Origin of the sequence: Mycobacterium sp. 050134 (assembly GCF_036409085.1) — a bacterium.
GTDB lineage: Bacteria > Actinomycetota > Actinomycetes > Mycobacteriales > Mycobacteriaceae > Mycobacterium.
In genome coordinates, this window is the sequence record NZ_JAZGLV010000020.1 from 1 (window position 1) to 26370 (window position 26370).

Annotated in this window: 18 protein-coding genes, 4 pseudogenes and 1 riboswitch; of the genes and pseudogenes, 12 read left to right on the forward strand and 10 right to left on the reverse strand. The window is 70.4% G+C overall.

Annotated features, from left to right (window positions below; genetic code table 11):
- On the reverse strand, nucleotides 1-248 hold a 248-nt coding region (locus SKC42_RS21310), incomplete at its 3' end, for a cutinase family protein (protein ID WP_330966257.1).
- 184 nt (nucleotides 249-432) lie between these two features.
- Here SKC42_RS21310 and SKC42_RS21315 point away from each other — a divergent pair.
- A pseudogene (locus tag SKC42_RS21315) lies at nucleotides 433-798 on the forward strand (AMP-binding enzyme); the annotation flags it as partial.
- 17 nt (nucleotides 799-815) lie between these two features.
- Here SKC42_RS21315 and SKC42_RS21320 read toward each other — a convergent pair.
- On the reverse strand, nucleotides 816-5636 hold the full coding sequence (locus tag SKC42_RS21320; protein WP_330966258.1) for a cation-translocating P-type ATPase: 4821 nt from the start codon (nucleotides 5634-5636) through the stop codon (nucleotides 816-818).
- A 157-nt stretch (nucleotides 5637-5793) separates the two neighbouring features.
- Nucleotides 5794-6741 carry a sigma-70 family RNA polymerase sigma factor gene (locus SKC42_RS21325; protein ID WP_330966259.1) on the reverse strand — a complete coding sequence of 316 codons (948 nt, stop codon included), beginning with the start codon at nucleotides 6739-6741 and terminating at the stop codon, nucleotides 5794-5796.
- A 152-nt stretch (nucleotides 6742-6893) separates the two neighbouring features.
- Between SKC42_RS21325 and SKC42_RS21330 the strand changes: the two genes are divergently transcribed.
- Nucleotides 6894-7664 (forward strand): SDR family oxidoreductase, encoded by a 771-nt coding sequence (locus tag SKC42_RS21330; RefSeq protein WP_330966260.1) that lies wholly within the window; start codon nucleotides 6894-6896, stop codon nucleotides 7662-7664.
- A gap of 15 nt (nucleotides 7665-7679) precedes the next feature.
- Nucleotides 7680-8360 carry a DUF899 domain-containing protein gene (locus SKC42_RS21335; protein ID WP_330966261.1) on the forward strand — a complete coding sequence of 227 codons (681 nt, stop codon included), beginning with the start codon at nucleotides 7680-7682 and terminating at the stop codon, nucleotides 8358-8360.
- 15 nt (nucleotides 8361-8375) lie between these two features.
- Here SKC42_RS21335 and SKC42_RS21340 read toward each other — a convergent pair whose 3' ends face one another.
- Nucleotides 8376-8609 carry a hypothetical protein gene (locus tag SKC42_RS21340; RefSeq protein WP_330966262.1) on the reverse strand — a complete coding sequence of 78 codons (234 nt, stop codon included), beginning with the start codon at nucleotides 8607-8609 and terminating at the stop codon, nucleotides 8376-8378.
- 117 nt (nucleotides 8610-8726) lie between these two features.
- On the opposite strand from SKC42_RS21340, the gene SKC42_RS21345 reads away from it, so the two are divergent.
- Together SKC42_RS21345 and SKC42_RS21350 are read left to right on the forward strand one after the other, a co-directional pair.
- Nucleotides 8727-9593, forward strand: a complete 867-nt coding sequence (locus SKC42_RS21345; RefSeq protein WP_330966263.1) for a rhomboid family intramembrane serine protease — start codon at nucleotides 8727-8729, stop codon at nucleotides 9591-9593.
- Nucleotides 9590-10042: pseudogene (locus tag SKC42_RS21350) on the forward strand (SRPBCC family protein); the annotation flags it as partial. The gene SKC42_RS21345 and the pseudogene SKC42_RS21350, both read left to right, overlap by 4 nt.
- A 10-nt stretch (nucleotides 10043-10052) precedes the next feature.
- Here SKC42_RS21350 and SKC42_RS21355 read toward each other — a convergent pair.
- Together SKC42_RS21355 and SKC42_RS21360 are read right to left on the reverse strand one after the other, a co-directional pair.
- Complete coding sequence (locus SKC42_RS21355; protein WP_330966264.1) at nucleotides 10053-10439, reverse strand: SDR family NAD(P)-dependent oxidoreductase; 387 nt, start codon at nucleotides 10437-10439, stop codon at nucleotides 10053-10055.
- A gap of 1 nt (nucleotide 10440) precedes the next feature.
- Nucleotides 10441-11851 (reverse strand): annotated as a pseudogene (locus SKC42_RS21360) (AMP-binding protein).
- Nucleotides 11852-11980: 129 nt separating this feature from the next.
- On the opposite strand from SKC42_RS21360, the gene SKC42_RS21365 reads away from it, so the two are divergent.
- Both SKC42_RS21365 and SKC42_RS21370 read left to right on the forward strand, forming a co-directional pair.
- A complete protein-coding gene (locus SKC42_RS21365; protein WP_330966265.1) occupies nucleotides 11981-13183 on the forward strand; it encodes a CaiB/BaiF CoA transferase family protein in 1203 nt (400 codons plus the stop codon).
- Between the two features lie 226 nt (nucleotides 13184-13409).
- Complete coding sequence (locus tag SKC42_RS21370) at nucleotides 13410-15413, forward strand: acyltransferase family protein (RefSeq protein ID WP_330966266.1); 2004 nt, start codon at nucleotides 13410-13412, stop codon at nucleotides 15411-15413.
- On the opposite strand, the gene SKC42_RS21375 is transcribed toward SKC42_RS21370, so the two are convergent.
- Nucleotides 15410-16069 carry an O-methyltransferase gene (locus tag SKC42_RS21375; RefSeq protein WP_330966267.1) on the reverse strand — a complete coding sequence of 220 codons (660 nt, stop codon included), beginning with the start codon at nucleotides 16067-16069 and terminating at the stop codon, nucleotides 15410-15412. The two genes, SKC42_RS21370 and SKC42_RS21375, sit on opposite strands and share 4 nt — an antisense overlap.
- Nucleotides 16070-16141: 72 nt before the next feature.
- Nucleotides 16142-16314: riboswitch (M-box (ykoK) riboswitch) on the forward strand.
- Nucleotides 16315-16540: 226 nt separating this feature from the next.
- Here SKC42_RS21375 and SKC42_RS21380 point away from each other — a divergent pair.
- Complete coding sequence (locus SKC42_RS21380; RefSeq protein WP_330966340.1) at nucleotides 16541-16729, forward strand: hypothetical protein; 189 nt, start codon at nucleotides 16541-16543, stop codon at nucleotides 16727-16729.
- A gap of 43 nt (nucleotides 16730-16772) precedes the next feature.
- Nucleotides 16773-18488: an NRAMP family divalent metal transporter gene (locus SKC42_RS21385; protein WP_330966268.1), complete on the forward strand. Its 1716-nt coding sequence runs from the start codon at nucleotides 16773-16775 to the stop codon at nucleotides 18486-18488.
- On the opposite strand, the pseudogene SKC42_RS21390 reads toward SKC42_RS21385, so the two are convergent.
- Nucleotides 18489-19430: pseudogene (locus SKC42_RS21390) on the reverse strand (NADP-dependent oxidoreductase); the annotation flags it as partial. It lies immediately after the preceding gene.
- Nucleotides 19431-19549: 119 nt separating this feature from the next.
- Between SKC42_RS21390 and SKC42_RS21395 the strand changes: the two are divergent.
- Nucleotides 19550-20146: a hypothetical protein gene (locus SKC42_RS21395; protein ID WP_330966269.1), complete on the forward strand. Its 597-nt coding sequence runs from the start codon at nucleotides 19550-19552 to the stop codon at nucleotides 20144-20146.
- 12 nt (nucleotides 20147-20158) lie between these two features.
- On the opposite strand, the gene car is transcribed toward SKC42_RS21395, so the two are convergent.
- The gene (car, locus tag SKC42_RS21400; RefSeq protein ID WP_330966270.1) at nucleotides 20159-23683 is read right to left on the reverse strand and encodes a carboxylic acid reductase; all 3525 of its coding nucleotides are present in this window, start codon (nucleotides 23681-23683) and stop codon (nucleotides 20159-20161) included.
- A gap of 121 nt (nucleotides 23684-23804) precedes the next feature.
- Complete coding sequence (locus tag SKC42_RS21405; protein ID WP_330966271.1) at nucleotides 23805-24560, reverse strand: L,D-transpeptidase; 756 nt, start codon at nucleotides 24558-24560, stop codon at nucleotides 23805-23807.
- Nucleotides 24561-24728: 168 nt separating this feature from the next.
- On the opposite strand from SKC42_RS21405, the gene SKC42_RS21410 reads away from it, so the two are divergent.
- Together SKC42_RS21410 and SKC42_RS21415 are read left to right on the forward strand one after the other, a co-directional pair.
- A complete protein-coding gene (locus tag SKC42_RS21410; protein WP_330966272.1) occupies nucleotides 24729-25376 on the forward strand; it encodes a cysteine hydrolase family protein in 648 nt (215 codons plus the stop codon).
- 59 nt (nucleotides 25377-25435) lie between these two features.
- Nucleotides 25436-26368, forward strand: coding sequence for a LysR family transcriptional regulator (locus tag SKC42_RS21415; RefSeq protein ID WP_330966273.1), 933 nt, complete (start codon nucleotides 25436-25438; stop codon nucleotides 26366-26368).
- Nucleotides 26369-26370 lie beyond the last annotated feature (2 nt).

Genomic DNA, 26370 nt, shown 5'->3' on the forward strand with positions numbered 1-26370 from the left:
GCGGGGTAGTTGACCGGGTAGACGTCGAACGACTGCGCGCCGATGCGCGAGTGCAGGCCGTCGACGAAGGCCTGCCCGGTCGGGCCGACGCCCGGGGCCTCGCCGGTGCCGCGGGCGAACACCACCTGTACATCGGGGCAGGGCTGGGCCGCGGCGGAGGGGGCGACCGGCGCGACGACGGAGCCGGCGAGGCCCGCCGCCGCGGCAGCGGCGGGAAACAGTGAACGGAGGGTGTGACGTGCGATCATGCCGCATTAGTGCCCAGCCACCCCTGGGCCTAAACGCGAAATTTCTGGCAATTCACGAAGGGTTTGTCTGTGGGGCCGGAGCGCGGGCCGGGCCTCGGATCCGGACCGGTTGCGAGCCCCATGTCGGGCAAGACCGTGCTGGTCACCGGGCCGCCGACGCGATCGCTGCGGCGCGGAGCAGCCCAAGGCGGCCATCGACGGCATGACCAGCACCGGTGACATGGGCTACCTCGACAACGCGGGGCGGCTGTTCATCGTCGGGCGGGAAGACGACATGATCATTTCCGGCGGGGAGAACGTCTACCCGCGAGCGGTGGAGAATGCGCTCGCCGAACACCCCGACAGCGCCGTTATCGGCGTCCCCGACGACCGGTTCAGTCACCGCCTGGCGGCGTTCGTGGTGCCGCGGCGCGGCGGCGTCGACGCGCAGGCGATCCGGGAGTACCTGAAGGACAGGCGCTCTCGCTTCGAGCAGCCGCGAGACGTCAACATCGTCGGCGGCATTCCGCGCAATCACGCGGGCAAGGTGGTGCGCCGGGAGCTGTCCGGCCAGCCCGCCCGCGCGGCTCAGTCCTGCTTGGGTTCGAGGGCGGCCACGCGCCTGTTCAGCCAGTTGGGGGCGAGCACGGAGATCGCGGTGGCGCCGGCGGTCGCGCCGATCACCCCGGTCCACGCGACCGGCCCCAGCGGGGTGCAGCCGAAGAAATGGCTGACGCCGGGAGTCTGGACGATGGCGACCAGGACGCCCGCGCTGCCCAGCGCGGTGCCCAGGACCAGCGGGCTGTGCCGGCGGGTGAGCAGGGTCTGCGCCAGCTGGGTCGTCACCAGCGCGGTCAAACCCATGGTCGACGTGCGGCGTTCGGTGCCGGGTGTCCAGCGCCCGATGGCCCAGGCGGCCGTCGCCCCGGCGGCCGTGACGGCGCCCCGGGTGACGATTTGGCGCATCAGCGGGGCGTCGAGCGACGGCGGCGGCCCCGACAGCGTCGCGAGCTGGAAGGCGCGCTGCAGCTCGTCGGCGTTGCGGTCGACCGCGTCCTCGGTTTCCTCCGGCCGCGCGTATTGCGGTGTGACGGCGACCGCGAGGGCGGGGAACATGTCGGTGAGCAGGTTCACCAGCAGCAGTTGGCGGGTGCCGACCGGCGCCCGCCCGGTGCCCAGCGCCGTGCCGATGATGGTGAAGAGCACCTCGCCGACGTTGCCGCCGACCAGGATGCTCACCGCGTCCCGCACGCCGCCCCACATCCCGCGGCCCTCGACCAGCGCGTCCAGCAGGACGCCCAGGTCGTTGTCGGTCAGGACGATGTCGGCGGCGCCCCGCGCGGCCGACGAGCCGCGGCCGCTCACGCCGATGCCGACGTCGGCCATCCGGATCGCGGCGGCGTCGTTGGCCCCGTCGCCGACCATCGCGACCGCTTGCCCACTGGCCTGCAGCGCCGCGACGATCTGCACCTTTTGCTCCGGGCTTACGCGGGCGAACACCTGGACCTCGGCGGCGACCCGGGCGCGGTCTTCCTCGCCGAGGGCGGCGAGTTCGGCGCCGCTGATCTCCCGCGCGTTCGACGGCAGGCCGAGCTGGCTGGCGATGGCGCGCGCCGTGACCGGGTGATCGCCGGTGATCAGCACCACCCGACGATCGGCCTCCACGAGCGTCTCGATCAGGGGCCGCGCCGATGGGCGCGCGGTGTCCGCCAGGCCGACGTAGCCGATCAGCTCGAGCTCGTGCGCGGCCGCGTCGACGGCGTCGGCGTCGGTGTCGTCCTCGCCGGTCGGGCCGTCCCAGTGGCGTTGCGCCACCGCCAGCACGCGCAGGCCGCGCTCGGCGAGGCGTAGCACCATTGACTCGCCCGCTTGGGGATCGGCGTCCTCGTCGGCGAACCGGCAGCGCGGCAGGATCTCCTCCGGGGCGCCCTTCACCACCAGCATCGGGCCGCCGTCGCCGGCGACGACGCCGATCGCGGCGGAGTAGCCCCGGCTGGACTCGAACGGCACCTCGGCGAGCACCGTCCAGTCCGAAAGGCCCTGGCCGTCAAGGGTGTTGGCTCCGGTAAGAATCGCCTCGTCGGTGGCGTGGGCGTGCCCTCCGCCGTTGTGCGGCTGGGTGCTGCTGCGGGCGGCGGCGATCAGCACCGCGGCGGCGCGCGGATCGCTCAGGTCCGGGAACGACTCCTTGGGGCCGGTCCCGTGCGGCACGCAGCACACCACCCGCAATCGGTTCTCGGTGAGCGTGCCGGTCTTGTCGAAGCACACGGTCTCGACCCGGCCGAGGGCCTCGACGGCGCGCGGCGTGCGGACGAGCGCCCCCCGGCGCGACAGGCGCTGGGCGGCCGCCAATTGGGCGAGGGTGGCCACCAGCGGCAGGCCCTCGGGGACGGCGGCCACCGCGATGGCGACGCCGTCGGAGACCGCCTGCCGCAGCGACGCCCGGTGCACCAGGGCCAGGCCGGTCACCGTCGCACCGCCGGCGAGCGTGAGCGGCAGCACCTTGCCGGTCAGCTCCCGCAGTCGGGCCTGGACGCCCGCCGCCGACTCGACGTCGGCGATCGCCGACATGGCCCGTCGGGCGGCGGTGCCGGCGCCGGTCGCCACCACGATGGCGCGGGCGTGCCCGGCGATGATGGTGCTGCCCTCGAACAGCATGCTGGCGCGGTCGGAATCGCCGACGGCCACCGGGTCCACCTGCTTGTCCACGGGCAGGGACTCGCCGGTCAGCAGGGATTCGTCGACCTCCAGGTCCTCGGCCACCAGCAGGCGGGCGTCCGCTGGAACCACCTCCGGTGCGGCCAGGTCGATGATGTCACCCGGGCGCAGCGATTTCGCACTCACGGTCACCGTGCGTTCGGTGGTGCGCGCGGCTTCGAGCCGGCGGCGCGCCGTCGCGACCGTGGGGAGCACGACCCGGCGAGCGTGCTGGTCCTGCTCGGCGAACAGCTCGGCGATCGCGGCCTCGGCCCGCAGCCGCTGAGCCCCGCCGGCAAGCGCGTTCGCCGTCATGACGCCCCCGACCAGCAGCGCGTCCACCGTGCTGCCGGTGATCGCCGACGCCGCCGCGCCGACGGCCAGGATGGGCGTGAGCGGGTCGGCGAGCTCGGCCCGGGTCGCGGCCAGCAGCCGCGCGACGCGGCTCGCCGGGCCCCGCAACGGCGCGACGAGCGGGCTGTACGACACGTCGTCGAGAAGCTGGCGCCACGGCGCGGTGCCTGGCTCGACGGCCAGGGGTCGGGTGCGGCTGGCCAGCCGGGAGTAGACGATCTCCGGGTCGAGGGCGTGCCAGGCGGTCAACGGCTGGGGGGTGGGATCCGACAGCCGGAGGACCCGGGTGGCCGCGAAACTGCCCTGCATCAACGCCGCGGCGGCGGCCGCGTTGACGGGGTTGAGCCAGCGCTGCACGGCGAACGGGTTGGCGGTGCGCGGATCGCCGGTGACCAGCAGCAGCCCGGCCAGGGTGCTGCCGCCCTTGGCGAGGCGCACGGCCGATTCGGTGGCCTCCCGGGCCACCGGAAGCGCCGAGAGGATGCGCACCGCCGCGGCCAGGTCGGTGCCGGTGATGATGTCCGCGGCCCACGGCGTCGCGGCCTGCGGGTCGTCCAGCGCGACCCCCACGTCGGCGATCGCCAGCGCCGCCAGCGTGTCGGTCGACGCGAAGTCCCGGTGCACCGCGGTGATCAACAGCACGGGCCCGCGATCGGTCCGCAGGTCGCGGACCAACGTCAGCAGCGGCGTGCCCGCCGGGTGGCTCACGCCGACGCTGGCGGTCAGGTCCTCGGTGCCGGCGACGTGGCGCAGCACCACCCTGGCGCCGGTGCGGTGCGCGGTCTGCAGCAACGGGATCGCGAACGGGTCGACCTCCCAGCCCACGTCGACGCCGCCGACCCGTTCGCCGTCGACGACGAGGTCGGCGTGTTCGAGCCCCTGGGCGGGCGACGCCGAGGGGCCCTGGGCGCGAATCCAGCGCAGGCGCGCCCCGGTGGCCGGCAGCTCGTCGGGGTCGGGCTCCGGGGCCTCCTCCCCGTGCAACAGGGCGTCGGCAACCTCGTAGACCCGGTCCTCGTCCCAGCCGGGTACGTCCCCCCGCGCTTTCAGGACGGCCCGGTTGTCGCCGCGCAGCGCCGCCCCGTCGATGACGATCACCTTCACCCGGTCCAGCCGGCGCAGGGCGCCCGGGTCGAGGATCAGTTGCCCGGCGTTGGCGAGCCCGCGGCCCAGCACGGCGGCGAAGGTTTGCCGGCCCACGTGCGCCGCGCGCGGGACCCCGGCCAGCAGGGCTCCGGCCGCGTCCTCGGTGCCGCCGCCCGCCAGCAGCGCGCCCGCCGCGGCAACCAGCGACGCGTTGGCGGCCTGGTCGGCGTACTCCTCGATGGGGCCCGCCATCGAGCCCTTCGCCGTGTCGATGGCGGCGTCGATCGCGCCGCCGACCACCACATGCGACGCGTCGCCCGCGGACGCGGCCGCCGAGTTATGCCGCGGCGCCTGCGATTTGGGACCGGCGGAGGAGATCACCGGCACCACCGGGGCCTGCGGCCGCTGCGGCGAGGCCAGTTCCGGCTCCCGCTCGCGCCATCGTTGTCGGTGAGCCGCCGCCTCTGAGACCTGCAGGCTGCGCTGGGCGAGGTCGATCAGGGGCGTCCCGATCGCCTGCGTGAGCCCGTTGGCCACGGCGGACGAGGCGCTCAGCGCGATGTCGGTGCCGACCCGCCCCAGCCGCGACTCGAGTACCGCGACGATCCGCGGCTGATGGTTGAGCAACGCGGCCGCGGCGCGCGCGCTGCGCGGCGCGACCGGCAGCCGGCCCACCCAGCCGGTCACCGACGCCCCGATTGCCATGACGTCCATGGCCGCCGCGCTGGCCGGCACGAGGATCGCCAGGGGATTGCCGGGATCGGCGAACGGTGCGGTCCGGGCCGCGGACCGCGGGGCCACCAGCGCGAGGTCCGCGGCGACCTGGCACACGGTCTCCCGCACCTCGTCGACGACGGCGATGTTGCCGGTGTCGCTTTCGAGTTCGATGACGAGGCGGCCGAGCGCGCCCTCGACGTGGGCCGCGGCCACCCCCGGAATGCGTCGGACCGGCTCCTCTACCGCGGGTGCATGCTCGTGCCAGTCGGGGAACGGCAGCAGGGGATCGAGGTCGAGGTGCACCCGGCGCCCGCTCTGCCACCGTACGGGCGGGGTGACGCCACCGGGCGCGCCACCGGTGTCGCCCACGCCGATCGCCCGGCCGGTCGTCTGAGCCACCGACTGCACCACCGGGCCGGCGAGTTCCACCACCGGGCTGGCCAACTCCTGCAGCGCGCCCGCGGCCCCTGCGGCGGTCGACACGCCGGCCCGCACCAGCAGCGCAGCCCCGCCGGTCACGCCCGCGACGACGCCGGTCACGCCCGGAATTCTCACTCCGTCACCCTTCGAATACGCCTACCGCGGCCCATAATCCTGGCGCGTTGGAGAACTGTCCACAGGAACAAGCAACCTGACCGTGTGACGACACCGCGGCCGTTGCGCAATCCGCCACCACCGGCCACAGGCCGCCGTCGCCGCCCTCCCGGAGAGTTTACCGGCTTGGGGGTAAGCCAAACGCTCTGAACAGGCCGGGGTCGAGGAACACGGTGAGCGTCGCGATGCCGGTCGTGCCGCTGGTCAGGACGTGGATCGAATGCGCGCGCAGCACGCCCCCGGCGTCGCGCCGGTACTCGGCGACGGCGGGTTGCCCGTTGGCCGCCGTCGGCAGCATGGCGAGGTCGCCCGGTTTCGCGAGGGCCCGCGCGGCAAGGAAGCGCACCACCGCGTCCCGCCCGGCGAACCACACCGCCACGGGCGGCATTTCGAGTTTGACGTCGGACTGCAGCAGCTCGGTCAGGGCCGCCATGTCCGCGTTCTCGAATGCCGCGCAGTACCGGTCGAGCAGCTCGCGCCGTGCGGCGTCGTCGGGCTCGGCGAGGCCGTCCTCGCTTGGTGACACGTCGGCGAGGCGGGCCCGCGCGCGCTGCAAGGAGCTGTTGACCGCGGCCGGTGTGGTTTCGAGGAGCTCGGCGACCTCGGCCGCGCTGAACTGCACCACATCGCGCAGGATCAGGACGGCCCGCTGACGCGCCGGCAGCTCCTGGAGGGCGGTCATCACCGCCAGCCGCACGCTGTGCCTCGCGGTTACCGCGTGTTCCGGTGTCAGGGTGTCCGGGATCGGCCCCAGCCACTGGTAGCTTCCGGCGTGCTCGTCGAGGTCGGCGTTCGGGTCGACCGAGCCCTCGCCCAGGCCGGCCGGCAGCACGCGCCGGGCGCGGCTCTGAAGCGCGCGCAGGCAGGCGGTGGTCGCGATTCGATACAGCCAGGTGCGCAGCGCCGCCCTCTCCTCGAACGCCGGGTACGCGCGCCACCCGCGCAGGTACGTCTCCTGCACCAGATCCTCGGCGTCGTGCACGGAGCCGAGCATGCGGTAGCAGTGCGCGATCAGCTCGGCGCGAAACGGCGCCGCCTGCCCGATGAAGTCCTCCTGAGCCGGCACGGTCCTCTCCTATCGCTCGGACGCTATCCGTACAGAGACGCCCGGGGCCTGGAATTCATCGGTCGGCGAGCGATGAATTCGGCGGGCGCCCCGGATCTCAATAACCGAAGCCGGCCGCCGCCGGCGCGCGACGTCAGGAAGCGAGAAGAACCATGAACCAGGCAGTGCAGACCCGCGCCGACGGGCTCGTCGACACCACCGCGATCGTGACCGGGGCGAGCCGCGGATTCGGCCGCGCCGTCGCCACGGCCTTGTCGGGGGCCGGCGTCCGGGTGGTCGGGGTCGCCCGCACCCGCTCGCGCCTGGAGACCGTGCGCGACGAGATCGGCGCGGGCTTCACCGCCGTCGTCGCCGACGCCGCCGATTCCACGTCGGCCGACCGGCTCATCGCCGAACACCGGCCGCGCACGCTGGTGCTGTGCGCCGGGGCGGCGCCGCGGATGAGCCCACTGCAGGAGCAGACGTGGGAGAGCTTCAGCGAGAACTGGAACGTGGACGTCGCGCAGGCATTTCACTGGGTCCGGTCCGCGCTGCGGCGCCCACTGGCCCCGGGCAGCACGGTGATCGTGCTGTCCAGCGGCGCCGCGCTCAACGGTTCGCCGCTCAGCGGCGGCTACGCCGGCGCCAAGGCGGCGGTCCGGTTCATCACCGGCTATGCCGCCATCGAATCGCAGCGGGCCGGGCTCGGCATTCGCTTCGTGTCAGTCCTGCCGCGGCTGACGCCGGCCACCGACCTCGGGGCCAAGGCCGTCGCCGCCTACGCCGAACGCCAGGGAGTCGACGTCGGCACCTTCGTGCGGTCGTCCGGGCCGGCGCTCAGCGCCGAGCAGGCCGCCCGGTCGGTGCTCGAGATCGCTGGGGGCGGCCCCGGCGAATCGGACGCCTACCTGCTGACCGCCGCCGGCCTGTCCCCGCTCGCCTGATCAGAGAGACACCCAATGAAGACACCCCCGATCGTGTCCGCCCGTGACTGGGACGCCGCGCGCGAGCGCCTGCTCGTCAAGGAGAAGGAACTGACCAGGGCCCGCGACGCGCTGGCGGCCGAGCGCCGGCGGATGCCGTGGCTCGAGGTGTCCGGCGACTACGAGTTCGACGGGCCGGACGGCCCGGCCGGTCTGCGAGACCTGTTCGAGGGCCGACGGCAACTCGTCGTCTACCGCGCCTTCTTCGAACCGGGCGTGCACGGCTGGCCCGAGCACGGCTGCCGCGGCTGCTCAATGATGGCCGATCACGTCGGCCACCTGGCCCACCTGAACGCCCGCGACACCACCCTGGTCTTCGCCTCGCGCGCCCCGCAGCGCGACATTCGCCGCCTCAAGGCGCGGATGGGTTGGCGGATGCCCTGGTACACCATCACCGACGGGTTCGATGCCGACTTCGGCGTGGACGAGTGGCACGGCACCAACGCCTTCATCCGGGACGCTGATCGGGTGTTCCGCACCTACTTCGTCAACAACCGCGGCGACGAGGCGCTGGGCACCACCTGGAGCTTCCTGGACATCACCGCCCTTGGGCGGCAGGAGAATTGGGAGGATTCGCCGGAGGGTTACCCGCAGACGGCGCCTTACCAGTGGTGGGAATGGCACGACACCTACACCGAGCCGCCGCCCTCACCCTGACGAGCGAGCCCCGAGTTACAGGGTATGGTGATCCGCCCTGCCGACCCGATAGCCGACCGGGAACGACTTCTCGATGACCTGCAACCGATGGTCCACCCTGGACTCGAGTTCGAGGACCACGCACCCGTCGCCGACGGTCTTCGTCTCGAGGACGATGTAGCGCTGGCCGCCGCCGTTGACGTCGGTGATCGGATCACCCGAATGCAGTTTCTCGACGGGCACCAATTCGGGGCTTCCGTGTGACTCCACCCCTGTCACAGTAGGTCAATTCATCGAGGCGCGGAATACGTTCCGGGCGGGCCGGCCTGCTTGAAAAACACGCTGATTCGCCGGATCAAACCGGCGTCGTTCCGCAACAATGAGCCGATGAGCCAAGCCAGCGCACCGCAGTCGCCGGCCGAGACGCCCACCTGCTACCGGCATCCGGGGCGCCCGACCTACGTCCGCTGCAACCGGTGCGGACGGTACATCTGCACGGACTGCATGCGCGACGCCGCCGTGGGCCACCAGTGTGTGGAGTGCGTTCAGGCCGGCGCCCGGACCGTGCGCCAGCCGCGGACCCACTTCGGCGGGCGCCAGCGGGCGGCCACGCCGGTACTGACCTACGCGCTCATCGCGGTCAACGTGCTGGCGTTCGTCGTCCAGATGGCGTCGGGCAACCTGGAAAGGGACCTCACGCTGTGGCCGCCCGGCGTCGCCGACGGCCAGTACTACCGGCTGGTGACGTCGGCGTTCCTGCATTACGGGGCGACCCACCTGCTGTTCAACATGTGGGCCCTGTACGTGGTGGGGCCGCCGCTCGAGATGTGGCTCGGGCGCCTGCGATTCGGCGCGCTGTACGCGTTGAGCGGGCTGGGCGGCTCGGTGCTGGTCTACCTGCTGTCGCCGCTCGACACGGCGACGGCCGGCGCCTCCGGCGCGATCTTCGGCCTCTTCGGCGCCACGTTCGTGGTGGGGAAGCGGCTGACCCTCGACGTCCGCTGGGTGGTGGTGGTCATCGTGATCAACCTGGTCTTCACCTTCGTCGCCCCGGCGATCAGCTCGCAGCAGATCAGCTGGCAGGGCCACGTGGGTGGGCTGGTGACCGGCAGCCTGGTCGGCGCGGCCTACGTCTACCCGCCGAAGGAACGCCGGAGCGCGGTGCAGGCGGTGGCGACGATCGCCACCCTGGCGGTGTTCGCCGTGCTGATCTGGTGGCGCACGGGGCAACTGGTCGCGGAGTTTTCCCCGTGAGCTGGTGGGTCGCCCGCGGCGAGCGCACGCTGGGCGAGGAGGTGCCCGCCCCACCCGACCGGGTGCGCGACTTCTACGTGGACCTGGACAACATCGGTCTGGTCCATCCGTTGATCGTCTCCGTCGAGGCGCTGGATCGCGACGACACCGCGGACGGCTACTCCCAGGGTTATCGGGTAACGGACCGAATCCCGTTGGGCCCGTTAACGATGCGGGTCAACTACCGGGCTCGGCTGCACGTGCCCGAGCGCGGCGACGTGCGCACCGAGGCCGACCAGTCCCCGGGCGTGCGCCTGCGCGGAACGGTCAGTTTCGAGCCGATCGCCGGCGGCACCCGTGTCACCGAGCGCATCCGGATCTCGGCGCCGCGGCCCCTGTTCGCGGTGACGGCACGTGAAGCGGTCAAGGCGCACGTCGCGATGCTGGCGGGCATTCGTCGCCACTTCGAGGCCGATTCGGTTAGCGGGGCTTCCACTCCGACGACAGCGCCCGTTCCGAGAGATACTTTGTCGCGCTCCAGCCGCCGTCGACGACGATCGTCTGGCCGTTGATGAACGCCCCGCCGGGCGAGCACAGGAACGCGGCCGCCCGCAGCATCAGACCCAGGAAATAGTCCAGGGATTCGTCGTCGGTCTCGAGATACACGGTGCGCCCGGGCGATTCGTCATCGGTGAGGTCGACCGCGAGCGTGGCCGCCCGATCGGAATCCCCGATGCGGCGGCCCAATTCCGCCAGCCTGGCCTCGTTGCGCCCCGTCGCCAGCACCGCCATGCCCATCCCGGCGAGCTTGGTCACGCAGCCGGAACCGATCCCGCCGCTGGCCCCGGTCACGATCGCTACCTGCATGTCACCAGTACGCCTCGATCAGCGCCGCCTTGATCTGGTGCTTCAAGACTTTTCCCGCGTCATTCTTGGGCAGCACGTCCCAGATCACCACCTGCTCCGGCGCTTTGAACCGGGCGACGCCGGACCCGGTCAGAAAGCTGCGCAGGCTCGACACGTCCGGTCCGGGCAGCGCCCTCGACACCACCACGGCGCAGGCGCGCTCGCCCGTGCGGTCGTCGGGCAGACCGACGACCGCGACCTCGACGATGTCCGGGTGACCGCCGAGTACGTCCTCCACCTCCTTGGGTGAGATGTTCTCCCCGTTGCGGATGATGATGTCCTTGGCGCGGCCGGTGACCACGAGGTACTCGTCGTCGACCCAGCGCCCCAGGTCCCCCGTGCGGAAGTACCCTTGCGCATCGAAGGATTCGCTTTCGTCGGAGGGTCGCTGGTAACCGATGAGCATCTGCGGTCCCCGGGCGCGGACCTCGCCGGCCACCAGCTTCACTTCGGCCAGCCCGACGCGTCCGTCGGTGTCGGCGGCGTGGTCGGCGCGCCCCGGCGATCCGACCGTGGTGATGGGGACCTCGGTAGAGCCGTAGACGCGGGTGGCGACCGCCGACTCGAAATAGGATGCGGCCCTGCAGATCAGGGACTCGGACACCGACGCACCGCCGCAGACGAAGAACTTCAGGTCGGGCAATCGCGTCCCGGCGCGCTCGGCGGCGGTCAGCAGCTGCTCGAGGAACGGGGTCGCGCCGGCCATGTGGGTGCATCGTCGGGACCGCATGAGGTGCACCGCCTCGTCGCCGTTCCACCGGTCCATCAGCACGGCGGTGGTGCCCAGCAGCAGGGGGCATTCGAACGCGTAGATGGAGCCGCCGATGTGCGCGATCGGCGACGCGACCAGAAACGCGTCGCCCGGCTCGACGAGCCAGTGGTTCCGGAGCTGGCAGATCAGGGCGTGAATCGGATTATGGCTGTGCAGAACACCTTTGGGCCGTCCCGTGGTCCCCGACGTGTAGAGGACCATGCGCACGGCATCGGGATCGAGGGCGGCAGTGCGGCGGCGGTCGCCGGCTCTGTGAGCAGCGTCGCCAGCGCGGTGCGGCCCCCGCAGCCGTCGCCCCGCACCACCACGACCTCCGGCGGGGACTCGAGCTGCCCGGTCACTCGGTGCAGGATCGCGCCGTAGTCGTGATCGGCGAACCGCGATGGCACGAACACGATGCGAGCGCCGTCGCCTGCCGGCACAGGGTTCGGCAGTCCACCTGCCGGTCGCCGTCCACCAGGGCCACGCGGTCGGGGGTGAGTCGCGCGGCCTCGCGCAGCGAGTCGGCCAGCGTCTCGCGCGCCCACCAGCCGCGCGCGTAGGCGTCGGCGGCCCGATGGTCGTCCCAGCGAACCTCCCGCCCGCCGATCAGCCTGCGCATTGCGGCAGCTTAGCCACGAACTCGCCGCATCGTCAGCGAGTGACGGAAGCCAATCAAGGACATGGCGGGGCAGATCGAGGGAGCACGTACGCTACAGCTTCGAAACGGCCGACGGACGGGAGGCGCGCCATGTCTGACCGGACCGAGGCCGCGCCCCGGGGCCCGCTGGCGGGGGTGCGTGTTGTCGACCTCACCGCCATGGTGATGGGGCCGTACTGCACCCAGATCATGGCGGACATGGGCGCCGATGTGATCAAGGTCGAGCCGCCGCAGGGCGACGACACCCGCTACGTTTCGGTCGGGCCCGTGCGGGGCATGGGCGGCGTCTTCGTCAACGTCAACCGCGGCAAGCGGGCGATCACCGTGGACCTGCGCTCCGACGCGGGAAAGGCCGTGCTGCGCGCGCTCATCGAACGGGCGGACGTCTTCATCCACTCGATGCGCGCGAAGGCGGTCGCCCGGCTGGGGTTCGGCTACGCCGACGTGGCCGCGATCAACCCGAACATCGTGTACACGAACTGCTACGGCTACAGCCGGCGCGGGCCAAACGCCGACCTGCCGGCCTACGACGACACGATCCAGGCGGCGTCCGGGCTGCCGTTCGTCCAGGAGCAATTGACCGGGGAGCCCAACTATGTCGGCAGCATCCTGGCCGACAAGGTCACCGGCCTCACCGCGCTCTACGCCACGGTGATGGCGCTCTTCCACCGGGAGCGCACCGGCGAGGGCCAGGAGGTGGAGGTCGGCATGTTCGAGACGATGGCGTCGTTCATGCTGGTCGAGCACGCCAACGGCGCCATGTTCGATCCCCCGCTGGGCCCCGCGGTGTACCCGCGTGCGGTGGCGCCCAACCGGCGGCCCTACCGCACCAGCGACGGTTACATCGCCGCGCTCATCTACAACGACAAGCAATGGTCCGCCTTCATCGACGCCGTCCGACCGCCCTGGGCCGGCGAGTCGTACGCGACGCTCGAGCGCCGCGCCAGGCAGATCGACACGGTGTACGCGCTGCTGGCCGAGACGCTCGCCCAGCGAACGACGGATGAGTGGCTCCGGCTGTTCCGCGAACTGGAGATACCGGCGTCGCCGCTGTCGAGTCCGGCGGCGCTGTTCGACGACGAGCACCTGAACGCCGTCGGCTTCTTCGAGAAGGTGGACACCCCGCACGGCAAGGTGCGCTTCCCGGGAGTCCCCACGTGGCTTTCCCGAACGCCCGGCCGGGTCGCCGGGCCGGCCCCCGAACTGGGCGCCGACACCGCCGCGATCCTCGAAGAACTGGGGCTGGGTCCGGTGCACGTGGCGTCCGACGCCGAGCCGGCCGGCTCGGCGTAACTCCCCGTCGACGGCGAAGCCGGCGGGGCCCCGCGCGTGTCTGCCCCGAATCCTGGTGCGCCGCAATTAGGCTTGCGGCGATCACGAGGAGGGGCAGCGACGTATCGGCATCAACTATGGCGCCGGGCGACAGGTTGGTCAGGGCGCATTAACCACGGGCGCTGAGCCGGGCGGGACGCATCCCGCACCGGCATCTTGTGCTCGGCGGCCCCGGTGGGTCGCCCCGGTGCGCCGGGTCGGTCGGCTGGCGATCTGGGACCGGCCCGAACGGCGCAGCGGCATCCCCGCGCTGGACGGGCTGCGTGCGATAGCGGTCACCCTGGTGCTGGTGGGGCACGGCGGCATCGCCGGAGTCAGCGGCGGGTTCATCGGGGTGGATGTCTTCTTCGTCCTCAGCGGATTCCTGATCACGTCGCTGCTGCTGGACGAGCTGGGCCGCACCGGCCGCATCGATCTGAAGGGCTTCTGGGTCAGGCGGGCGCGCCGCCTGCTGCCGGCGCTGGTGCTGATGGTGCTCACCGTCGCCGCGACCCGTCAGCTCCTCCCGGACCGGGCTCTCACCGGCCTGCGCGACGACGCGATCGCGGCGTTCCTGTGGGTGGCCAACTGGCGCTTCGTCGCCCAGAAGACCGACTACTTCACCCAGGGCGCCCCGCCATCGCCCTTGCAGCACACGTGGTCGCTCGGGGTGGAGGAGCAGTACTACATCGTCTGGCCTGTCCTGCTGGTCGCGGTAACCCTGCTGCTCGCCTTCCGCGCGCGTCGCCGCAGCAGCCGCGCGACCGTGGGCGGGGTGCGGTTCGCCACTTTCCTCATCGCCACGGTGGGGGCACTGGCCTCCGCGGCGGTGGCGGTCCTGCTCACGTCGGACGCAACGCGCGACCGCGTCTACTTCGGCACCGACACCCGGGCGCAGGCGCTGCTCGTCGGGGCGGCCGCGGCGGCGCTGCTGGTCAGGGATTGGCCTTCGCTGAACCGGGGCTGGTGCCTGATCGGGACCCGGTGGGGACGGCGGGTGGCCCGCGCGCTGCCGGTGCTCGGTGTGGCCGGCCTGGCGGCGGCGACGCACTTCGCGACGGGCGGCGCCGCGCAGTTCCGCCACGGGCTGCTGATGGGTGTCGCCGTCGCGGCCGTCCTGGTAGTGGCGCCCGTGGCGTTGGAACAGCGGGGGGCCGTCGCCCGCATGCTGGCCTGGCGGCCCCTGGTGTGGCTGGGCAGCATCTCCTACGGCGTCTACCTGTGGCATTGGCCGATCTTTCTGGCGCTCAACGGCGAACGCACCGGTTGGACCGGTCTGCCGTTGTTCGCGACCCGGTGCGCGGCGGCCGTGGCGGCGGCCGCGGCATCCTGGTGGCTGATCGAGCAGCCCATCCGGCGCTGGCGGCCGGCGCGCGTGCCGCTCTTGCCGCTGGCGGCGGCCACGGTGAGCAGCGCCGCGGCGATCACGTTGCTGGTCGTCCCCGTGGGGACCGGTCCGGGCCTCAGCGAGGCGGGCCTGCCGCCGGGCGTCTCGGCCGTCGCCGCGGTCTCGCCGGCCCCGCCGGGAGGGAGTCAGCCGGTCGGACCCCGAGACCCCAACCGCCCGTTCACCGTTTCGGTGTTCGGTGATTCGATCGGGTGGACGTGGATGCATTACCTGCCGCCCACGCCCGGGTTCGCGTTCCTCGACCACACCGTGATCGGGTGCAGCCTGGTGCGCGGAACGCCGTATCGGTACATCGGCCAGACCCTGGAGCAGCGACCCGAATGCGACGGCTGGCCCATCAGGTGGTCCAACCAGGTCAGCCGGGACCAGCCGGACGTGGCGCTGCTGATCATCGGCCGGTGGGAAACCGTCGACCGGGTCAACGAGGGGCAGTGGACCCACATCGGTGACCCGACGTTCGACGCCTACCTCAACGGCGAACTCGAGCGGGCCCTGAACATCGTCAGCGCCCCCGGAGTCCGCGTGGTGGTCGCCACGGTGCCGTACAGCCGGGATGGAGAGAAGCCGGACGGCCGCCTGTATCCGGAGGACCAACCCGACCGGGTCAACCTGTGGAACACCATGCTGCGCAAGACCGTCAGCCACCACAACGGCGTGCAAATCCTGGACCTGAACAAAAAGCTCTGCCCGGATGGGGTTTACACACCCAAGGTGGACGGGATCAAGGTGCGCAGCGACGGCGTCCATCTCACCCCCGAAGGCGTGAAGTGGTTGACGCCGTGGCTCGAGGAGTCCCTGCGTTAATCGCCCGTGCGGCAGCTAATTTCCATGCTGTCGCTGTCGCGGACGAGAAAGTTGTAACTGACGTAGCCGTTCGCTGGGTTGCGCACTCGGTCCAGGTAGGGCTGGGTGTCGGCCGCACTGGTGTTGTCCGCGACGATCAGCACCCCCGCCGAGAGCTGCGGTTCGAGCAACTCGATTACCGGCAGGTACAGGTCTTTCCAGCCGTCGAGGAGCACGAAGTCGACCGAACCGTCCAGGTCGGCCAGCGTGGAGAGGGCGTCGCCCTCCAGGATCGTGATCACGTCCGCCAGTCCGGTCTCGTCAAATGTTTGCCTCGCGGCCGCGATCTTGGCGGCGCTGAGCTCGGTGGTCACCACCCGCCCGGTGCCGTTGTCGCGGACACCCGCCGCCAGATGGATCGCGGAAATGCCGAACGACATCCCGAACTCGACGACGGTCGCCGGACGGGTCGCCCGCACCAACGAATACAGCAGCCGGCCCGCATCGGGGGTCACCGGGATGTAGAACTCACTCATCGCCTCGGCGCGCTCCCACGCGTTCATCGGGCGATCGAAATCGCCACGCCGCTCGAGCAATAACGATATCTGGCTCTTCGCTTCGCCGTACATTCGGTCCAGTGCCGCCGCAACCTTGGGATCCTGCAGAGTGTTTGCCATGCTTCCGAGGCTAGGCGCTCCCGGCGACACGCTCGTTTGACCGGTTCGGATCCGCGGTGCAAGATGGTGGGGCAAGCACCTCGGTAGGTGAGGCGTCTGCATGGACACAGGCCACTGACCCCGAACGTCGAGAGACGCCCCGGGTCAGGACAGCTCTTCCCGGACCCAAGGGTTGAGCCCAAGTGGCTTCCGGACCGATCCGGATACGCCGTGCAGTGCCGAAGCTCCGACGAGAGGGGTGCGGCCGGTCGGTTCGCCGCCGTCCATTCGTGCCTCTTCCGTTCAGGTGACATGTGACGACACCCGCGTGTGTCCCGGCCGTGAGGAGGTGAGGGCGAGATGAGCGAGACAAGTCCCAGCGATAGTCCGTATCCCAATCTTATTTCGACCCGATCCGGCTCCGGCATACCCTGTGTTGCTTGACGATTCGAGCACGCGAGCCGATCGGTCCCTGCGCGACAGGAGAAGATCATGGCTTTCACTACTGCACATCGCGTTCCCGGCGCTTCGCTGTGGCGTGGAATCGCCGGCGCGTTCAGCGCGCGCTGCCGGCTGACCGCCGAGGAGCGCGCCAACCTGTATGTCTCGCGGATGCCCATCGCGGTGGTCACGGCCTCGCTGGGCGGCCATCCGTCGGACGGCTCGGGCTATCACCGCTGATCGGTCTCACTACTCGAACTAGCCTGCGAGAGCGAGAAATCCGATGACATCCCTGTCCGCGGGCGGCGACCTCCGCAGCCCCGACGCCGACATCGTCGGCGCGTTCGGCCGAATCCAGCGCGACGGCGCCGGGGCGTTCACGGGCCGCTGGCGCCGTCTGCGGACCCTGATGGTCATCACCGGGCCGGGGTTAATCGTGATGGTGGGCGACAACGACGCCGGCGGCGTCGCGACCTACGCACAGGCCGGGCAGAACCACGGGATGGGCCTGCTGTGGACGCTGACGATGCTGATCCCGGTGCTGTTCGTGAACCAGGAGATGGTGCTGAGGCTCGGCGCCGTCACCCGCGTCGGGCACGCGCGGTTGATCTTCGCCCGCTTCGGCAGATTCTGGGGCGCGTTCAGCGTGGGCGATCTGCTGATCCTCAACGCCCTGACCATCGTCACCGAATTCATCGGCGTTTCAATGGCGTTGGGTTTCCTCGGATGTCCGAAGGCCATCGCGGTACCGGCCGCCGCCGTGCTGCTGTTCGCGGTGGTGGCCGGGGGGTCGTTCCGGCGCTGGGAGGCGCTCATGTTCGCGCTCATCGCGGTGAACATGTTGATCATCCCGATGGTGTTGCTGGTCCACCCCACCGTCAACCGCACCGCCGCCGGGCTGCTCCCACATTTCTCGGGTGGCCTCAACTCCACGGTGCTGCTGTTGGTCGTGGCGATCGTCGGCACCACCGTCGCACCCTGGCAGCTCTTCTTCCAGCAGTCCAATGTGGTCGACAAGCGCATCACGGCCCGCTGGATTCCCTACGCACGTGCGGATTTGGTCATCGGCATCGTGGTGGTGGTCGTCGGGGCGACGGCGCTGATGGCGGTGACGGCCTTCGGGTTGGCCGGCACCGCCGACGTCGGGCACTTCACCGACGCCGGAGCGGTCGCGTCCGCCCTGACCAAACACCTCGGCGGCACGGTCGGCACGCTGTTCGCCGTCATCTTGCTGGACGCATCGCTGATCGGCGCCAATGCCATCGGCCTGGCCACCACCTACGCTATCGGGGACGCGATGGGCCGGCGACACTCGCTGCATTGGAAGATCAGCGAGGCGCCGCTGTTCTACGGCGGATACGCGGCGCTGCTTGCCGTGTCGGCGGCGGTGGCCTTCAGCCCCGACCACATCCTTGGGCTGGTGACTCAGGGTGTGCAGGCGCTCGCCGGCGTCCTGCTGCCGTCGGCCACCGTGTTCTTGGTGCTCCTCTGCAACGATCGGGCGGTGCTGGGGCCGTGGTCGAATACGGTGCGGCAGAACATCGTCGCCTGGGCGATCTTGTGGTCGCTCGTGCTGTTGTCGCTGGCGCTGACGGCGACCACCTTCTTCCCGACCCTGTCCACCGGCACGATCGAGGCCGGATTCGCCGGCGGCGCGGTAACCGGCATCGCCGGTGGGGCCGCCGCGATCATTGCCGGCAGCCGGCAGAAGGCAAAGCGCGCCGCGGAGCTCACCGTCGGGTCCCTCGGGGGCGGGCTGGACCCGCACGACGTCGACGAGCTGGACGACACCCCGTCGCTCACACGGGCCGAGCGCCGCGCGGTGCGTCGGCAGGACCGCATGTCGTGGCAAACCCCCGACCTGGCCGGGTTGGGGCGTCCGGCCATGTCACCGATCCGCCGGGCGGGCCTGTTCACCCTGCGCGGCTATCTGCTGGTGGCGGTGGCGCTGGTCGTCGTCAAGATCGTGCAGGCGGGCATCGTGGGGCCCGTCGGTTGACTGTGAATTCGTAGGCAGCAGAACGATCTTGCCATGGGTATGGCGCCGCTCGAGCACCTCGAAGGCGTCGGCCACCCGCTCGAGCGGGAAGGTGTCGGCGATGTCGAAATCGATTGCGCCGCTCGCGACGTGGCCGGCGATCTCGCCGAGCACCTCGGGCGTCGAGGCGTCCATGCTGCCCTCGGTCTTGGCTCCGACCTCCGCGGCCTTCTCGAACGAGATGATGGTCTCGATCCGCTCCGGCGGCACACCGAGACTCACCGCCAGATCGAGGTAGTCCGGGCCGAAGAGGTCGATGAAGGCGTCGACACCGCCCGGTGACGCCTCGCGCAGCCGGTCGGCCAGCCCGTCGCCATAGGGGACCGGAATGGCGCCGTGGTTGCGCAACCACTCGGCGTTGCCCGCCCCGGCGATGCCAAGCACCACGGCCTCTTTCGACACCAGGAGTTGCACGACGAGGCTGCCCACCCCACCGGCCGCCGCGGACACGGCGACCGTCTCCCCCCGGCGGGGCCCCACCGCCCGCACGGCCGCGTACGCCGTCACCCCCGCGACGTACAGCGAACCCGCCTTCTCCCAGCTCAATTCGGGCGGTTTGCGGATCAGCTGGCCCACGGGCACCGCGGTATGGGTGGCGTGACTGGACCGGCGCAGGCTGAAACCCAGCACCTCGTCGCCCACGTAAAACTCGGTGACTCCCGGTCCCACCGCGGTCACGACACCGGCGAGATCGCTGCCCTCGCCGGACGGGAAGGTGGCGGGAAATATCTCATGCATCGCGCCGGAGCGGATGGCGGCCTCGCCCGGGTTGATCCCGGCGGCGCGGACCTCGACCACCGCCTCGCCGGTGCCCGGGACGGGCATGTCGATGTTGGTCACATACAAGACTTCGGGTCCGCCGTAACGGTCGAACCGCACGGCGCGTGCCTCCTCAACCGCCATCTGGAAACTCCTCGCCCCGCATGACTTCCTCGCCCCGCGCCAGCATAGGCCGCCGGCCCATACCCCGAGGTCGGCGCGTGCGCGTATGTTCGTTAAGGCCCGGATCGGAAGGAATTCGCATGGTTGCTCGGATCTCTGTCGCGGTCACCGCCGCGCTCGTGGCCGGCGCCGCGGTCGCCGGTTGCGGCGGCAACACGGCGTCTGGACCGTCGTCGTCCCCCTCCACCACCTCGGTCGCCTCCGGTAGCGTGACCAGCCCGCCCGGTCAGCCGAGGGACTACAGCTCCCTGCTGATCAAGGCGAGCGATGTCGGCGGGGACTTCACCGCGCCGCAACCTCCGGTGCTGAATCCGAACAACGCGGCCGGGGTCGCGCAGTTGTTCGCGAGTGCCGATAACAGCCGCCGGATCGGCGACACGATCCTGATCGTCGCCGATCCCGCGGCCGCGGCGGCCGGGGTGGAAAACACCAAGACCAACTACGGCAGCAAGGTCAGCGGAACCTGGCAGCCGGTGGACGTCGGATCCAACGGGACCATGATCTCCGGTACGTCGTCGGACAATTCGCAGGCGATCGCCGTGCTGTTGTTCACCGAGGGCAAGGCGCTCGTGAACCTGGAGTTCGACAGCGCGCCCAGCGACCCGATCGATCCCGCCATCGCGACGGATATCGGCCGCAAGCAGGACGCCGCGATCAAGAGCAACCTACCCGGGTAGGCCCCGGCGGCCTCAGGTGAGGCCAAGCAGCCGCAGGTCCGCGACGTACTTGCTGATCAGCGCCGCCGACAGATGCGGAATGTCCTTGTCCGCACCGATTTTCGCCTCCTGCACGGCGGCACGGAAGACATCGGTCGGCGCGGGCGCGCCCCGCAGCGGCTGCTGCGGCTCCCGGTAGGCGTCCAGCAACGGCAGCGCCGAGTGCTGACGCTGCTTGTCCGGCAGGCCCCGGAGCGCCGTTTCGAACCGGCCGAGCCACTCGTCGTAGTCGTCGATGCGCCGGATGTCATGGCCGGCGCCGACCAACCAATCGACGAACACGTCGAGCGAGACGCCGTCGTCGTGCGGGTTCATCACGTCGAAGGACCGGAAACCCGCGGAACCGGCCGTTGCCAATTGCTCGCCGAGCGTGGTCACCGCCTCGGCGACGAAGTCGGCGGGCAGGCCGTCGTAGTGGGCGATCGCCCGGCCGCCGTCGTCGCCGGCCCGATAGAACGAGGCCGGGGCGATGCCGGTCGTCAGGAGGCTGATGATCAAGCGGGTAAAGGCATCCGGCACGTTCAACTGTCCGGCGTAGCGGCTGTGGGCAAGGATCATGTCGGACCGGAAAACGGCCACCGGCAGTTCGCAAAGGTCGTGCGCCTCGCGGAGCAGTACCTCACCCGCCCATTTGCTGTTCGCATATCCGTTGGCGTAGCTGGCGTCGAGGGGGCGGGCCGGGCTGATCGCCCGGATGTCACCGTCTTCGGAGAACCCGCCCGGATCGATCGACATGGCCACGGCCACCGTCGACAGATACGTGACCGGCTTGATCCGGCCGGTGATCGCCAGGCGGATGACCTCGGCGGTGCCCACGACGTTGGGCCCGAACAACTGGTCGTAGGGCAAGACGTGGTTGACCAGCGCCGCCGGGTGCACGATGTGGTCGACGCTCTGGGCGAGACGGTCCCAAACATGTTGGCTCACACCCATGTTCGGGTCACCGATATCGCCGGCGACGACCTCGAGGTGGTCGGTGGCCAGGTCGCGGAAACGCCTGACCAGTTCCGGGTCACCGCTGTGGAAGACGTCGTCGAGCCGCTTGGCGGCCGCCTTGTCGTCGGCGCCCCGCACGATGCAGATGAGCCGCCCGCCGGTTTCGGACATGCGCTCCAGCCACTCCAGGCAGAGGAACCGCCCGAGGTAGCCGTTGGCCCCGGTCAGCAGCACGGTGTGCGGCGTGCCGGCGGCGCTGGGCAGCGTCGGGGCCCCGGCCAGCGTCTCGGCGTCGATGAACGCCGCCAGCTTCAGGTTCGCGGCGCGAACCTCGGTGGCGTCGCGTCCGTGCACCGTCGCGAACGTGGGACGCTGCGATCCCGAATCACGTTCGGATTCGATGAAATTCGCGATTTGGCGGAGGTCGGTGGCCGGGCCGATGATCTGCCCCACCGGTACGTCGACGTCGAAGATGTCGTGCAGCAGGTTGGAGAAGGTCAGCGCCGACAAGGAGTCACCGCCCAGCTCGATGAACAGCGCGCCGGGTTCCGGGGGGCCGCCCGCCAGCCCGAGCAGCGCCTCGGCGGCGCGGGCCAGCGTGTCGACGACGGGCCGGCTCGCGGCCCCCTCGCGCAGCGCGCGCAACTCCGTCGCTCGGGTGGCGGCCAGCTCCGCGTACAGCTGCTCGAGCCGCTCCCCGTAGTGCTCCTTGAGTTTTGGCCGCAGCAGCTTGCCCACCCCGGACAGCAGCCCGCTGTCCTCGCTGAACGGCTCGTACTCGATCAGGAAGTCGGCGGGCACCTCGTAGGGCTGCAATTCGGCGAGTCTGGCTGCCTGGCGCAGTGATTCGCTCAGGGCCGCCCGCAACCCGTCTTCGTCGTCGGCAAACCTCTCGAGCGCGTCGGCGGTGGGCACGACGACTGCCAGCAGGTAGGGGCGCTCGCTGTTGCCGTACACGAAGATCTGCCGGACGAGCCCCGCGCTGGCGAAGATGGCCTCGAGCCGCGCGACGGCGACGAACTCGCCCTGGGACAGCTTCAGCACGTTGTTGCGCCGGTCGACATACGCGAGCCGGCCGGGCTCGAGCTCCGCCATCACGTCACCGGTCCGGTAGTAACCGTCCTCGTCGAACGCGTCGGCGGTCACGTCGGGCCGCTTGAAGTAGCCGGGTGTGGCGGTGAGCGATTTGACCAGTAGCTCACCGCGGGGATGCGGCTTGTCGGTGTGGAAGTAGCCCAACTCGGGGACGTCGACGAGCTTGTAGTCGAGCACCGGCGGGCTGACGATGCGGCCGTCCTTGGACACCATGCCCACCTCGGTCAGCCCGTATCCGTCGAGGACGCGCACGTCCAGGCACGCCTCGACGAAGGCCTTCATCTCCGCCGCGAGCGGCGCGGTGCCGCAGAAGGCGGTGAGGATGCGTCCCCCGAGCACGTCTTCGCGCAGCTCGGCCAACGCCTCGGCCTCCGCGGCAGCGCCATCGGCGCCATCGCCGACCCGCCGGTCCACCCCGCTCTGGTAGCGCTGATACAGCATCTCGGCCACCCGCGGAACCAGCCCCATCTCGGTGGGCCGCACCAGCGTCCAGTCCTCGAACAAGGTGGACAGGTCGCTCTCCGGCACGAAATAGCTGGTGCCGCCGGCCTGGAACGCCGTCGACAGCGGAATCCGGCCGCCGAGGTGGTTCAGCGGCATGAAGTTGACGTTGAACACCGGGGATTCGGCAAGGTCCGGCATCAACTGGTTTGTCCAGACCTTGCCGACCATGCGCTCGGTGTACATGGCGCCCTTGGGCAGTCCGGTGCTCCCCGAGGTGTACATGATCATCGCCAGCCGCTCATCGGTGCCACCCAGGTAAACCGGCTCCGGCGGCAATCCGCGCCCACGTTCGACGAGCTCGTCGAACGTCTCGATCGTCAGCGTCACGTTGGCGGCGGCCAGCTTCGCCCGCGCGCGATCGAGGTTCGAGCGCTGGTCGTCCACCTCCGGCTGGTAGTCGAACACGACGAGTCGACGCAGCGAGGTGCTGGCGAGCGCCGCCTCGACGGCAAGATCCAGATAGCCGGCGCCCGTGGCGAGAACGCGCGGCTCGGCCTCCTCGACGATCGGCCGCAGCCGCGAGGCCGAAGCATTGTGCTGCAGCGGAACCGCCACCAGGCCGAGGTAGGCGCACACCAGGTCGACGGTCAGGTATTCGGGGCTGGCGAAGCCCAGGGTGGCGACGAAGTCGCCGGGCTCCACCGGGTTCGAGGCGTCCTGGTGCCACGCGGTCGCGATCGCGCGGACGTTGTCCCAGAGCTCGCGATAGGTGAGCGTGTCGAAGCGGGGCAGCAGCTGCGCCGAGGTCCGGCCGGTCGCGGGATCGGTGATCGGTGAGCGCGCCCGCCAGCCGACCGCGGGACGGTCCGCGTAGCCCTGCACCAGGGTCTCCAGGATCTCCGGGAGGCGGAGCCCGGGCCGGCGCGCCCGGGCCTGCAGGGCGGGGTCGGGCCGGGCACTCTGGAATTGCGGGTCGTTGGCGTGCAAACGGTTCAACCGTTCGAGCTTCGTCGCACCGGTCATGGGCAGCCTCCCGTTCGAATCGCTCGTATACCGAGAACTCACTGCCACGGCCCGGACTTCCGTTCAATCGCTGTGACCGCGATCACAGGGGGGGGGGCGCCCGGGTGAAACGGAGCGGGAGTCAGGCGACTACCTGGATGGGGTCGCCCACGTTCACCTGGTTGAAGTACCAGGCGGCGTTGTCCGGGCTGAGGTTGATGCAGCCGTGGCTGACGTTGGCGTGGCCCTGTGAGTCCACCGACCACGGGGCCGAGTGCACGTAGACGCCGCCCCAGGTCACGCGCACGGCGTATTGGGCGGTGATCTTGTACCCCTCGGGCGAGCTCAGCGGGATGCCGATGGTGCGCGAATCCATCACCACGCTGCGCTGCTTCTCCAGGGCGGTGAAGCTGCCGAGAGGCGTGGGCCGGCTGGGCTTGCCCATCGACGCCGGCATGGTGCGCAGCACCTCGCCGTTGCGGCTGACCGTGAAGGTGTGGTCCGACAGGCTGGCCACGCCGAGCAACTGGTCACCGGTGTCGAAACCGGTGTTCAGCGCCTGCACTCCCACGGAAACGTGGGAGTGCGCCGGCCAGTACCGGGCCGGAACCCACTGCACGATGTTGTTGCCCAGCCATTCGAAGTGCCCCGGCATGGCGCTCGGCGACGAGACGTGGATGGAACGCTCGGCCGCGCCCCGATCGGCGACCGGCGCCGCGAACGTCACGACGACTGGGTGCGCCACGCCCACCACCGCGCCGTTGACGGGCAAAATCGACGCCACGGCCGGTACGGGCTCGGGGAGTGGGACGGCGGCGTGGGTGAGTGCGACGCGGCCGAACAGGCCCAGCGTCGTGATCGCTACCATAACGGATAGATAACGAACCGCTCGACGCATGGCCTCAACCCTTCGGGATGGTGCAATCAACACAACGGTATTCTACTGTCGGTCTGTCCAATACGGTTTTCAGCAAACAATGGCTGCCTCGCCCCGTCGCCATGATCACGATGCGGCCGGCCGGTTGAGTTCGATGCCGACGGGGCGAAATCGCCGAAGGAGCGGGGGATGGGCCCGGGTGATCCTTACACGCGGCCGTCAGCCGATTCCGCCGCGCTGGTACTGATCGACGTGCAGCGGGACTTCTATGCCGACGACGCCCCGATGCGGATCGACGGTACGGGCGCGGCGCTTCCGGCGATGGGCGCGCTGGCGAGAGCTTTTCGCGGGCGCGGGCTCCCGATCGTCCACGTCGTGCGGCTCTACGCAACCGACGGGTCGAATGCCGATCTGGTCCGGCGCCGACCGATCGAGCAGGGCGCACGGTACGCCGAACCGGGCAGCCCCGGGTCGCAGATCGCCCCAGAATTGCTGCCTGACGCCGTTGATTTGGATCACGCGTTGCTGCTGGCCGGCGGCTTCCAGCAGATCGGGCCGGTCGAACACGTGATGTACAAGGCCCGGTGGGGTGCCTTCTATGGCACCGGTCTTGAGCGACACTTGCACGAACTGGGCTGTAACACACTGGTTTTCGCGGGGTGCAACTTCCCCAACTGTCCGCGGACCTCGATTTACGAGGCTTCCGAACGCGATTTCCGGATCGTCCTCGTCTCGGATGCGATTTCGGGCCTGTACGGTCGCGGCGTCGACGAATGCCGCGCCATCGGGGTCCACGTTCGGAACCTGTCGGAAACGCTGGACTGGCTGGCAACCTAGCGACGCGTTAGCCTCAGCGGCATTGTCAACCGACGGTGCGCGATGCGGAGGAGGTGTGGATGCTCTTCCGTCAACTGGAGTATTTCGTTGCGGTGGCCCAGGAGCGGCACTTCGCGCGGGCGGCCGAGAAATGCTATGTCTCCCAACCCGCGCTGTCGGCGGCGATCGCGAAGCTGGAGCGCGAGCTCGATGTCACGCTGATCAATCGCGGGCACAGCTTCGAGGGCCTCACGCCCGAGGGCGAGCGGTTGGTGGTGTGGGCCAAGCGCATTCTCGCCGAGCACGACGCGTTCAAGGCCGAGGTGCACGCGGTGCGGTCGGGCATCAGCGGGACGCTCCGGCTGGGCACGGTGCCCACCGCCTCGACGACGGCCTCCCTGTTGCTTTCCGCGTTTTGTTCGGCGCACCCGTTGGTCAAGGTGCACATACTTTCCCGCCTGGCCGCCACCGAACTGTACCGGCGCCTGCGCGACTTCGAATTGGACGCCGCGATCGTGCACGTCGACCCCGGCGACGACCACGACGTCAACTTGGTACCGCTCTATCAGGAGCGGTACGTACTGCTCTCGTCGGCCGACATGTTGCCCTCCGGCGCCTCGACGCTGAGTTGGCCGGAGGCCGCACAGCTGCCGCTGGCCCTGTTGACGCCCGACATGCGCGACCGTCAGATCATCGACAAGGCCTTCGCCGGTCACGCCATAATGGTGACACCGCAAGTCGAAACCGACTCCGTCGCATCGTTGTTCGCGCAGGCGGCCACGGGTGACTGGGCGTGCATCGTTCCGCACACCTGGCTGTGGACGACGACCCTGAGCGCTGAGGTCCGCGCCGTCGAGCTGGTCGATCCGACGCTCAAGGCCGACGTCGCGCTCGCCACCGGCTCGGCCGGCCCCGGGTCGCCGATCTCCCGGGCGCTCAGCGCGTCCGCCGGACGGTTGCGGCTCGACGAGTTCTTCGACGCGCAGCTAACGGCGATCATGCGGCGGCGCTGACC

Excerpts from the sequence above, each read along its gene's own strand:
- SKC42_RS21330 (WP_330966260.1), top strand. The coding sequence starts at position 6,894 with ATGAACCAGGCAGTGCAGACCCGCGCCGACGGGCTCGTCGACACCACC.
- SKC42_RS21335 (WP_330966261.1), top strand. The coding sequence starts at position 7,680 with ATGAAGACACCCCCGATCGTGTCCGCCCGTGACTGGGACGCCGCGCGC.
- SKC42_RS21345 (WP_330966263.1), top strand. The coding sequence starts at position 8,727 with ATGAGCCAAGCCAGCGCACCGCAGTCGCCGGCCGAGACGCCCACCTGC.
- SKC42_RS21355 (WP_330966264.1), bottom strand. The coding sequence starts at position 10,439 with ATGCAGGTAGCGATCGTGACCGGGGCCAGCGGCGGGATCGGTTCCGGC.
- SKC42_RS21365 (WP_330966265.1), top strand. The coding sequence starts at position 11,981 with ATGTCTGACCGGACCGAGGCCGCGCCCCGGGGCCCGCTGGCGGGGGTG.
- SKC42_RS21375 (WP_330966267.1), bottom strand. The coding sequence starts at position 16,069 with ATGGCAAACACTCTGCAGGATCCCAAGGTTGCGGCGGCACTGGACCGA.
- SKC42_RS21380 (WP_330966340.1), top strand. The coding sequence starts at position 16,541 with ATGGCTTTCACTACTGCACATCGCGTTCCCGGCGCTTCGCTGTGGCGT.
- SKC42_RS21385 (WP_330966268.1), top strand. The coding sequence starts at position 16,773 with ATGACATCCCTGTCCGCGGGCGGCGACCTCCGCAGCCCCGACGCCGAC.
- SKC42_RS21395 (WP_330966269.1), top strand. The coding sequence starts at position 19,550 with ATGGTTGCTCGGATCTCTGTCGCGGTCACCGCCGCGCTCGTGGCCGGC.
- car (WP_330966270.1), bottom strand. The coding sequence starts at position 23,683 with ATGACCGGTGCGACGAAGCTCGAACGGTTGAACCGTTTGCACGCCAAC.
- SKC42_RS21405 (WP_330966271.1), bottom strand. The coding sequence starts at position 24,560 with ATGCGTCGAGCGGTTCGTTATCTATCCGTTATGGTAGCGATCACGACG.
- SKC42_RS21410 (WP_330966272.1), top strand. The coding sequence starts at position 24,729 with ATGGGCCCGGGTGATCCTTACACGCGGCCGTCAGCCGATTCCGCCGCG.
- SKC42_RS21415 (WP_330966273.1), top strand. The coding sequence starts at position 25,436 with ATGCTCTTCCGTCAACTGGAGTATTTCGTTGCGGTGGCCCAGGAGCGG.